Genomic DNA, 368 nt, shown 5'->3' on the forward strand with positions numbered 1-368 from the left:
GCCATCTGGTCACCATCGAAATCGGCGTTGAAAGCCGTACATACTAATGGGTGTAACTGGATCGCTTTTCCTTCAATTAATTTTGGCTGGAAAGCCTGAATACCAAGTCTGTGCAAAGTAGGAGCACGGTTCAGTAATACTGGGTGTCCTTTAATTACGTTTTCTAAGATATCCCAAACTACTGGCTCTTTTTTGTCAATGATTTTCTTAGCAGATTTTACTGTTTTTACAATACCTCTTTCAATCAATTTACGGATAACGAAAGGTTTGTATAATTCAGAAGCCATATCTTTTGGCAATCCGCACTCATATAATTTTAACTCTGGACCAACGACAATTACCGAACGAGCAGAATAATCCACACGTTT

1 protein-coding gene is annotated in these 368 nt (G+C 38.6%); it reads right to left on the bottom strand.

Translation table 11 applies throughout. The features are described from left to right. On the bottom strand, positions 1-368 hold a 368-nt coding region (locus tag B3J44_RS12890), incomplete at both ends, for a hypothetical protein (protein ID WP_286968790.1).

It is taken from the genome of Flavobacterium sp. UBA4854, from assembly GCF_002399805.1.
Lineage (GTDB): Bacteria > Bacteroidota > Bacteroidia > Flavobacteriales > Flavobacteriaceae > Flavobacterium > Flavobacterium ginsengisoli.